The 11148-nt window shown below is 75.0% G+C and carries 3 protein-coding genes; all 3 read left to right on the top strand.

From position 1 onward, the window contains the following. On the top strand, positions 1-5090 hold a 5090-nt coding region (locus tag FB457_RS34880), incomplete at its 5' end, for a non-ribosomal peptide synthetase (RefSeq protein ID WP_145784688.1). Next, entirely contained in the window at positions 5087-9721 is a 4635-nt protein-coding gene (locus FB457_RS34885; RefSeq protein WP_145784689.1) for a non-ribosomal peptide synthetase, read from the top strand. The genes FB457_RS34880 and FB457_RS34885, both read left to right, overlap by 4 nt. Next, a partial coding sequence (locus FB457_RS34890) for a condensation domain-containing protein (protein ID WP_486589266.1) occupies positions 9718-11148 on the top strand: 1431 nt, incomplete at its 3' end. The genes FB457_RS34885 and FB457_RS34890, both read left to right, overlap by 4 nt.

The following is an 11148-nucleotide window of genomic DNA, read 5'->3' on the forward strand; positions in this document are numbered from 1 at the left end:
CCGTACGGGAGTTCGCCGCGGCCCGGCTGCCCGAGCACATGATCCCAGCCGCGATCGTCGCCCTCGACGCCCTGCCCCTCACGCCCAACGGCAAGCTCGACCGCAAGGCCCTGCCCGCTCCCGAGGCGAAAGGGAGTGCGGGACGTGCTCCCGCGACGCCGCGGGAGGCGCTGCTCTGTGAGCTGTACGCCGATGTCCTCGGCGTGGAGCGCGTCGGCGGCGACGACTCCTTCTTCGCTCTCGGCGGTGACTCGATCCGTTCGATGCTGCTCGTGTCGGCTGCTCAGCGGGCGGGGCTGGCGTTCACGTCGCGCCAGGTGTTCCAGCTCCGTACCCCCGCCCGGCTCGCCGCCGTCGCGGCCACCGTGACCGACTTCGCCGGAGCTTTCGATGCGCCACCGCTGGTCGACCTGGCGCCGGACGTACTGGACGAGTTGTCGGACGCCGTCCCGGGGCTGGTGGAGGTGCTGCCGGTATCGCCGTTGCAGGAAGGGCTGTTGTTCCACGCGGTGTACGACGAGCAGGCCACCGACGTTTACATCGGACAGCTCGTGCTCGGCGTGGAAGGCCCGCTCGACACCGCTGTTCTGCGGGCGTCGTGGCAGGCGCTGCTCGCCCGCCACGCCAGCCTGCGCGCCGGGTTCCGGCATCTGCCCGGCGTGGCCCGGCCGGTGCAGGCGGTGGTCGAGGACGCGGAACTGCCGTGGCGCGAGGCAGACCTGACCGGGCTGGGCGCCGCCGAGGCGTGGGCGGAGTCGGAGCGGATCGCCGCAGCCGAGCGCGCCCGGCGGTTCGACCTGGCGCGCCCGCCGCTGCTGCGGGTGGCGCTGCTGCGGACCGGCGCCGAGCGGTACCGGATGGTGCTCACCCTCCATCATCTGGCGCTCGACGGCTGGTCGGTGCCGATCCTGCGGCGCGAGCTGTGGGCGTGCTACGCGGCCGGGGGCAGCGCCGCCGGGCTGCCACCCGTGACGCCGTACCGCGACTACCTTGCCTGGCTGGCCCGCCAGGACCGGGACGCCGCCGCCGAGGCGTGGCGGCGGGCGCTTGCCGACGTGGACGAGCCGACACTCGTCGCGCCCGGCAGTGACGGCGCCACCGACGCCCCCTCACGGGACCTCCTGCGCAGTGCCGGTGCCGCCCTGGACGAGGCACTGGCCGGGCTGGTCCGCGCGCACGGGGTGACGCTCAACACCGTGATCGAGACGGCCTGGGCGATGGTCGTGGGCCAGCTCGCGGGCCGTAGCGACGTGGTGCTGGGCGCCGCGGTCGCCGGCCGCCCGGCGGAGCTCCCGGGCATGGAGCACATGCTGGGGCTGTTCATCAACACGGTCCCGGTGCGTGTACGGCTCGACCCGGCGCAGCGCGTCGCGGACCTCCTGGCGGACGTACAGGCGCAGCGGGCGGCGCTGATAGACCACCAGCACCTCGGTCTCGCGGACATCCAGCGGCTCGCCGGGCCGGGCGCGACGTTCGACACCGTGATGGCCTTCGAGAACTTCCCCTCCGGGACCGACGCCTCCGACGCCATCGACGCCTCCGCCGACCCGCACGCCGCCCACGGCCCGGCTCCGGCGGGGCTGCGCTTCACCGAGGCGGCGGTGTGGGGCGAGACGAACTACCCGCTCACGCTGGTCGCCGATCCCGCAGGTGGGCTCCGGCTGAAGCTGAGCCATCGGCTCGACTCCTTCGACGCCACCGCAGCCGGCGCCGTCCTCGACCGGCTCGTGCACGTCCTGGAGCGGATGGCGGCCGACCCCGGGGTGCCTGTCGGCCGGATCGACGTCCTCGGCGGCCCGGAGCGGACCCGCGTGCTGCGGGACTTCAACGACACCGACCGCCCCCTCGCAAAGGGTGCGCTGCCTGAGCTGTTCCGCGAGCGGGCGGCCCGGTGTGCGGATGCCGTCGCGCTGGTCGACGGCGAGCGGGAGTGGACGTACGCCGAGCTGAACCAGGCCGCGGACCGGGTGGCCGGCGGGCTCGCCGCGCGCGGGGTGCGGCGCGGGGACCTCGTGGGCGTGGTGATGGAGCGGTCCGCGGAGCTGGTGATCGTGCTCCTCGGCATCGCCAAGGCCGGCGCCGGGTACGTCCCGGTGGCCGCGGACTGGCCGGCGGCGCGCACCGAACTGGCGCTGGGCCGGACCGTACTGACTGTGGCGCACGGGCAGCCGGGTACCTCGGCGCCACAGGTCGTCCCGGCCGGCGAACTGCTCGCCTCTGCCGCCGCGGACCCGGTGTCCCTCGATCCGGACGACGTGGCGTACGTGATGTACACCTCCGGGTCGACCGGGCTGCCGAAGGGCGTCGAGGTCACGCACGGCGACGTGGCGGACCTCGCGCGCGACGGCCGTTTCGCCCGCGGCCACGAGCGGGTCCTCTTCCACTCCCCGCAGACGTTCGACGCCGCCACGTACGAGCTGTGGGCGCCGCTGCTGACCGGCGGCCGGGTCGTCGTCGCGCCGCCCGGCGCGGTGACTCCCGCGCGGCTGCGGGAGCTGATCCGGCGGCACGGGATCTCCGCGATGTGGCTGACGGCCGCACTCTTCCACCTGATCGCGCAGGACGGCCCGGAGTGCCTGCGCGGGCTGCGCGAGGTGTGGACCGGCGGCGACGCGGTGCAGGCGGAGGCGGTGCGCCGGGTGCGGGCGGCGTGCCCGGAGCTGGTGGTCGTGGACGGGTACGGGCCGACGGAGACCACCACGTTCGCGACCTCGTACCGCATCGAGCCCGGCGCGCCCGTCCCGGCGTCCGTGCCGATCGGCGGGCCCCTCGACAACATGCGGGTGTACGTGCTGGACAGCTTCCTGCGCCCGGTGCCCGCCGGGGCGACCGGCGAGCTGTACATCGCCGGCGCGGGCCTGGCCCGCGGCTACGCGGACTGGCCGGAGCTGACGGCGGAGCGGTTCGTGGCCTGCCCGTTCGCGCCTGGGGAGCGGATGTACCGCTCCGGTGACCTGGTGCGCTGGACCGGCGGCGGTGTGCTGGAGTTCGCCGGGCGGGCTGACGCGCAGGTGAAGGTGCGCGGCTTCCGCGTGGAGCTGGGCGAGATCGAGGCCGTGCTCACCGGTCATGAGGCGGTCGGGCAGGCCGTGGTCGTGGCCCGCGAGGACCGTCCGGGCGACAAGCGGCTGGTGGGGTACGTCGTCGCGGACGGCGGGCGGTACGTCACCGAGGACGCGCTGCGCGCTTACGCCGCGGAGCTGCTGCCGGAGTACATGGTGCCGGCCGCGGTGCTGGTGCTCGACGCGATGCCGGTGACGGCGAACGGAAAGGTGGACCGCAGGGCGCTGCCCGCCCCGGACTTCGCCGGCCGGGCGACCGGCCGGGCGCCGAGGGGCGCCGCGGAGACGGCGCTGTGCGCGCTCTTCGCCGACGTGCTCGGGCTGGCCCGGGTCGGCGCTGACGACAGCTTCCTGGAGCTGGGCGGGGACTCCATCACGTCCATGCAACTGGCGTCCCGCGCCCGCAAGGCGGGGTTCGTGCTGACGCCGCGACAGATCTTCGAGGAGCGCACCCCCGAGCGGCTGGCCGTGGCCCTGGAGACCGCCGGGCCCGCCGTGGACGCGAGTGCGGACGGGGACGGCGATGGCGGTTCGGGCGTGGGCGAGGTGCCGTGGACGCCGGTGATGCGGTGGATCGGCGCGGGTGTCGCCGGCGCCGGGTTCACGCAGTGGACGGTGGTGGGCGCCCCCGCGGGGCTGGCGCACGGGGTGCTGGCAGGCGGCGTGGCCGCCGTGCTCGACGCGCACGACATGCTGCGCGCCCGCACCGCCCCGGCCGATCCGCACCCCCGCATCCTCGTCCCCGGGCCCGGCTCTCTCGACGCCGCCGCGCTGATCACCCGCGTCGACGCCGCCAACGTGCCCGACGGGAAGCTGGACGAGACCGCAGGCAGGGCGGCGGCCGAGGCGGCGGCCGGGCTCGACCCCGCGGCCGGCGCCGGGATGCTGCGGGTGGTGTGGCTGGACGCGGGCCCGTACCGCACCGGCCGCCTCGCGCTCGTCGTCCACCACCTCGCGGTCGACGGCGTGTCCTGGCGCGTCCTGCTGCCCGACCTGCAGAACGCCTGCGAGGCGCTGGCCGCGGGCCTGCCGCCCCGTCTCCACCCCGTGCCGACACCGTTCCGCCGCTGGGCGCGCGCACTCGTCGCCCAGGCCGCGGGTGAGGCGCGCCAGGCGGAGCTGGAGCAGTGGACGAAACTGCTCGTCGAGCCCGAACCGCTGGTCGGCAGGCGGGCGCTCGACCCGGCCGCCGACACCGCGCGCACCCAGCGCCGCGCGTCGTGGACCGTGCCCGCGGAGCAGGCGGCCACCCTCCTGACCCGTACGCCCACGGCGTACCACTGCGGCGTGCACGAGGTGCTGCTCGCCACCTTCGCCGCCGCCGTCGCGCGCTGGCGCCCCGGCGGGTACACGGGGCTGCTGGTGGACATGGAGGGCCACGGCCGGGAGGAGCTCGGCGACCTCGACCCGTCGCAGACCGTGGGCTGGTTCACCGCGGTCCACCCGCTGCGGCTCGATCTCGGCGGCATCGACCTGGACGAGGTCCACGGCGGCGGCCCGGCCGCGGGTGAGCTGCTGAAGTCCGTCAAGGAGCAGGCGCAGGCCGTGCCCGGCGACGGTCTCGGCCACGGCCTGCTGCGGCACCTCAACCCGGAGACGGCCGAGGTGCTGGCCGTCCTGCCCGCACCGCAGGTGGGCTTCAACTACCTGGGCCGCTTCACCGCCGGCCCTCGCGCGGGCCGCGTCGAGGAGTGGCAGCCGGCCGGGGAGACCGCCGTCGGCGGCTCGGCCGCGCCCGGCATGGCGATCACCCACGCGCTGGAGGCCAATCCGGTCGTCCGCGACACCTCCGCGGGCCCCGAGCTCACTCTCGCGCTCGCCTGGGCCGGCGGTGTCCTGACCGACGCGGACGCCGACCGTCTCGGCCGTGTCTGGCTGGACATGCTCGCCGGGCTCGCCGCCCACACCGACGACCCGGCGGCCGGCGGGCACACCCCTTCCGACTTCCCCCTCCTCGACCTCGGCCAGGACGAGATCGACCAGTTCGAAGCGATCGCGGCGAAGCTCCAAGGAGGACTGACCCGGTGAACCCTTCAGCCGTCGCCAAAGGCTCCGCCCTGGCAGAGATGTGGCCCCTGTCGCCGCTGCAGGAAGGTCTGCTCTTCCACGCCGGCTTCGACACCGACAGCCCCGGCGTCTACGCCGTGCAGTTCATGCTCGACGTGGACGGGCCGCTGGACCACCGGCGCTTCCGCGCCGCCTGGGCCGGGCTGCTCGCCCGGCACCCGGCGCTGCGCGCCAGCTTCCACCGGCGCCCCTCCGGCGAGGCTGTCCAGCTCATCACCCGCGAGGTGGCGCTGCCGTGGCGGGACGCGGACCTGTCCGCGCTGCCCCGCGCCGACGCGCTCGCCGAGACCCAGGCACTGGCCGACGCGGAACGTGCCCGGCCCATCGACCTCGCCGCGGCCCCACTGCTGCGCCTGCTCCTCGTCCGGCTCGGCGAGGAGCGGCACCGGCTGGTGGTGACGACCCATCACATCCTCATCGACGGCTGGTCGATGCCGATCCTGCTGCGCGAGCTGGCCGCGGTGTACGAGGCGGGCGGCGACCTGTCGATGCTCAAGCCCGCCCCCTCCTACGGGCAGTACCTGGCATGGCTGCGCCGCCAGGACAAGGGCCGGGCGCAGGCCGCCTGGCGCGCCGAGCTGGCCGGGGCCGACGAGCCGACGCTCGTCGTACCCCGGGACGCGCTCGAAGGACCAGTGGTGCCCGGGCGGGTGCGCTTCACGCTCGGCGCGGAGCTGTCAGCGGGGGTGGCGGAGCTGGCGCGTGCGCACGGCCTGACGGTCAACACGGTGGTGCAGGGCGCCTGGGCGCTGGTCCTGGCCCGGCTCACCGGCCGCGACGACGTCGTCTTCGGCGCCACCGCCGCGGGCCGCCCGCCCGAGCTGCCCGGCGTCGAGGCCATGGTCGGCCTCTTCATCAACACGTTGCCCGTCCGCGTCCGGCTCGACCCCGCCCGCCCTGCGGTGGAACTCCTCGCCGACCTCCAGCGGCGCCAGGTCGGCCTGATGGCGCACCAGCACATCGGGCTGCCCGACGTGCAGAAGCTCGCCGGCCCCGGCGCCACGTTCGACACCCTCGTCGTCTACGAGAACTACCCCCTCACCTCCGCCGAGTCCGACGACCCCGAGGCGCTGTCCATCCGCTTCGCCGGTGAGCCCCAGGACGCCGGCCACTACCCGCTCACGCTCATCGCCTGGCCCGGCGAGCAACTGCGGGCCGAGCTCTTCTACCGGCGCGACGTGTTCGAGCCCGGCCGGGCCGAGACCGTCACCGCGTCCTTCGTGCGGGTGCTGGAGCAACTCGTCGCCGATCCGGCCGCGCCCGTCGGGCGCCTCGACGCCATCGACGCGCGGCGGCGCGCGTTGGTCACGACCCGCTGCAACGACACCGCGGCGCCCGTGCCCGAGCCGCTGGCCCCCGAGCTGTTCTCCGTTCAGGTGGGGCGGTCGTCGGGGGCGGTGGCGTTGGTGGCCGGTGGGGAGTCGTTGTCGTACGGGAAGCTGGGGGGCCGTGTGGGGCGGCTGGGCCGGTATCTGGTGGCGGCGGGGGTGGGGCCCGAGGTCCGGGTGGCGGTGGTGGTGGAGCGGTCGGCGTTGCTGGTCGAGGCGTTGCTTGCGGTGTCGCTGGCCGGGGGTGTGTTCGTGCCTGTGGATCCCGGCTATCCGCCTGAGCGGGTGGTGTTCGTGCTGGGGGATGCCGATCCGGCGGTGGTCCTGTGCACGGTGGCGACGCGGGACGTACTGCCGGAGGACGTGGGGGCGGTGGTGCTGGACGATCCGGCGGTGGCGGCCGAGGTGGTCGCGTATCCGGGTGGGGTGCTGCGGGCGGAGGAGCGGCGGGGTCCGCTGACGGCCGATCATGCCGCGTACGTCATCTACACCTCCGGCTCCACCGGCACCCCCAAGGGCGTCGTCGTCTCCCACCACGGCCTGCGCAACCTCGTCGCCGACCGCCTCGCGCAGTACGGATTCGGCCCCGGCAGCCGCGTCCTGCAACTGGTGTCGCCGAGCTTCGACGTCTCGATGAGCGACATCTGGCCGGTGCTCTGCGCCGGCGGCCGGCTCGTGCTCGGACCCGTCCGGCTCGACCTCTCCGGCCACGAGCTGACCCGCCTGATGCGCGACGAGCGCGTCACCTACGTCGCCACCACCCCGACCCTGCTCGCCGAAGTGCCGCCCGCCGACCTGCCGGAGCTGCGCAGCGTCGTCCTCGGCGGCGAACCCGGGTCGCCCGAGCTGCGCCGCCGCTGGCTCGCCGGCCGCGAGCTGTTCAACGAGTACGGCGTCACCGAAGCGACCGTCGCCTCCACGCTCGGCCGGATCCACGACTCCCGCGGCACCCCGCCGATCGGCGGCCCCGTCACCAACTCCCGGGTGTACGCGCTGGACGCATTCCTCCAGCCCGTGCCGCCGGGGGTGGCGGGCGAGCTGTATCTCGCCGGGGCCGGAGTCGCCCGCGGTTATCTGGGGCGGCAAGGGCTGACCGCGGAGCGGTTCGTGGCCTGCCCGTTCACGCCCGGCGAGCGGATGTACCGCACCGGCGACCTCGTGCGCTGGACCGACGACGGCGAACTGGTCTTCGTCGGCCGCGCGGACGAACAGGTCAAGGTCCGCGGGCACCGCATCGAACTGGGCGAGATCGAGGCCGCGCTGCGGGAGGCCGCCGGAGTCGCCGAGGCCGTGGTCGTCGCGCGCGCCGACGGCCCCGGCGACAAGCGGCTCGTCGGCTACGTCGTCCCGGAAGGGCCGGACGTCGACCCGCGGCGGGTGCGCGAGGAGGCGGCCGCGGCGCTGCCGGACTACATGGTGCCGGCAGCCGTGCTCGTACTGCCCGGGCTGCCGCGTACCACCAGCGGAAAGATCGACAGGACCGCCCTGCCCGCACCGGACTTCGCCGAGCACGCCACCGGCCGCCCGCCCGAGGGCGAGACGGAGACCGCGCTGTGCGCGCTCTTCGCCGAGGTGCTGGGACTGGAACGGGTCGGCGCGGACGATGACTTCTTCGCCCTCGGCGGCGACTCCATCACCTCCATGCAACTCGCCTCCCGCGCCCGCCGCGCCGGACTTGTGCTCACGCCCCGGCAGGTCTTCGACGAGCGGACCCCCGAGCGCCTGGCCGTGCCCGCCGCCCTGGCGGCGGCGCCCGCGGCGGCCGACGGCGCCGACAGCGGCGTCGGTGAGGTGCCGTGGACGCCGGTGATGTGCCGGCTCGGCCCGCAGACCGCGGGCCGGGAGTTCGCGCAGTGGACCGTCGTCGGCGCCCCCGCGGGCCTCGGCCCCGAGGCGCTCGCCGGCGGCATCGGCGCACTGCTCGACACCCACGACGTGCTACGGGCCAGAGCGGACCTCTCCCACGAGGCGGACCCCCGGCTCCTCGTCGCGCAGCGCGGCACGGTGGATCCGGCCGCCCGCGTGACCCGTATCGACGCCGCGAACATCGACGACCTGGACGGGCTCGCCGAGCAGGCCGCGCGCGCGGCCGTCAACCGGCTGGACCCCGCAAACGGCGTCATGGTCCACGCCGTATGGCTCGACGCCGGGCCCGCCCGGGTGGGGCGCATCGCGCTCCTCGTCCACCATCTCGTGGTCGACGGGGTGTCGTGGCGGATTCTGCTGCCCGATCTGCGGGCCGCGTGCGAGGCGGTGGGCGAGGGGCGGAAGCCGGCGCTGGAGCCGGTGGCGACGTCGTTCCGCCGCTGGTCACGGGAGCTCGCGGCGCAGGCGGTGAGCAAGGACCGGCAGGCCGAACTTGAGCACTGGAGCGCACAACTCGGCGCCGGCGCACCTGCACTGACCCGTCGTCCGCCGGACCCGGCGACCGACACCGTCGTATCGCTGCAGAACGAGTCGTGGACCCTCCCGGCGGACCAAGCGGTGACGCTCACCGGCCGGACGCCCGCCGCCTTCCATTGCGGCGTCCACGAAGTGCTGCTCGCCACCCTCGCCGCGGCGGTGGCCTACTGGCGGCCGGGAGCACGCGCCACCGTCCTGGTGGACGTCGAAGGCCACGGCCGGGAGCCGGCCGGGAACCTCGACCTGTCGCGCACCGTGGGCTGGTTCACCAGCGTCCACCCGCTCCGCCTCGACCTGCAGGGCATCGACCTCGACGATGTGCGCGCCGGTGGACCGGCCGCCGGACGGCTGCTCAAGGCCGTCAAGGAACAGGCCCAGGCGGTACCAGGCGACGGCCTCGGCTACGGGCTCCTGCGCTACCTCAACGCGGACACGGCCGCGGCGGTGGCGGCGCTGCCGCAGCCCCAACTCGGTTTCAACTACCTCGGCAGGTTCCCCGCCCGTGGCGCGGGACCCGTGGCGGCCTGGCAGCCCGCCGGCGAGCGCGCCGTCGGCGGCACGGCCCCGCCCGACATGCCGATACTGCACACCCTGGGCACGAACGCCGTCGTCCGCGACAGCGCCGCCGGCCCCGAGCTGTCGTTCACCCTCGGCTGGCCGCCCGACCTGCTCGACCGGGCCGACGCCGAACGCCTCGGAGACACCTGGCTGGAGATGCTCGCCGGCCTCGCCGCGCACACCGAGGATCCCGCCGCCGGCGGGCACACCCCCTCCGACTTCCCCCTCCTCGACCTCGGCCAGGACGACGTCGAACGGCTCGAAGAGATCGCCGGCACGATCGAAGGAGGACTGTTCCGGTGAAGACCCACCCCGCCGCCACCCGCCCGGCCCTGGAAGTGTGGCCGCTGTCGCCGCTGCAGGAGGGCCTGCTCTTCCACACCGGCTACGACGGCACCGGCCCCGACCTCTACACCGTGCAGTTCGTCCTCGGCCTCGACGGTCCCCTGGACGCCGCGCGCCTGCGCGCCTCCTGGGAGACGCTGCTCGCCCGGCACGGCGCCCTGCGCGCCAGCTTCCACCGGCGCGCCTCCGGCGAAGCCGTCCAGCTCATCGCCCGCGAGGTCCGGCTGCCCTGGCGCGAGGCAGACCTGTCCGGCGCCACAGGACCGGACGCCGCCGCCCGGCTCGAAAAGCTGGCCGCCGAGGAGCGCGCGCAGCGGCTGAACCCCGCGACGCCGCCGTTGCTGCGGCTGGTCCTCGTCCGGCTCGGCGAGGAGCGGCACCGGCTGGTGATGACGACCCACCACATCCTGATGGACGGCTGGTCGATGCCGGTGCTGCTCGGCGAGCTGTCCGCGGTGTACGAGGCGGGAGGCGACGCCTCCGCGCTCAAGCGCACCGCTTCGTACCGGGATTACCTGGCCTGGCTGGGCCGGCAGGACAAGGAGGCGGCGCGGGAGGCGTGGCGGGCGGAGCTGGCGGGAGTGGACGAGCCGACGCTTGTGGTGCCCGCGGATCCCGGGCGGCCGGCGGTGCTGCCTAAGCAGACCGAGGCGCGGCTGGGGCGCGAAGCTACGGCTGCGCTGGGGGCGTGGGCACGTGGGCGAGGGCTGACGGTCAACACGGTGGTGCAAGGGGCGTGGGCGTTGGTGCTGGCGCGGCTGGCGCGCCGTTCGGACGTCGTGTTCGGCGCGACGGTGGCGGGGCGCCCTCCAGAGTTACCGGGCGTCGAGTCGATGGTCGGTCTCTTCATCAACACGTTGCCGGTGCGGGTGCGGTTGGACGGCGGGCAGCGGGTGGTGGATCTCCTAGCGGACGTGCAGCGGCGGCAGTCGGCCTTGATGGGTCACCAGCACCTCGGCCTCCAGGAGATCCAGAAGCTGGGCGGAGCGGGCGCGACCTTCGACACCCTCATCGTCTACGAGAACTACCCGAGGCCGCCGGAGGACACCGGGGGCCGCGACGCCCTGTCCATCGACGTCCTGGACTCCCGCGAAGCGACCAACTACCCGCTGACGCTCGGCGTCGACGTCACCGACCAGCTTGAAGTCCGGCTGACCTACCGGCCGGATCTGTTCGGGGCCGGTGAGGCGGAGGGGCTGGCGCGGCGGTTGGTGCGGGTGCTGGAGGGGGTGGTGGCGGACCCGTCGGTGCGGGTCGGGGACGTGGAGGTACTGGACGCTCGCGAGCGCGCGGCGGTGGTGTCGGGGTGGAACGCGACGGAGTTGGCGGTGCCGTCGGGTTTGGTGCTGGACCGGTTCGAGGCGCGGGTGCGGCGGGCTCCGGAG

The sequence above is a fragment of the Streptomyces sp. CNZ287 genome (genome assembly GCF_007827615.1).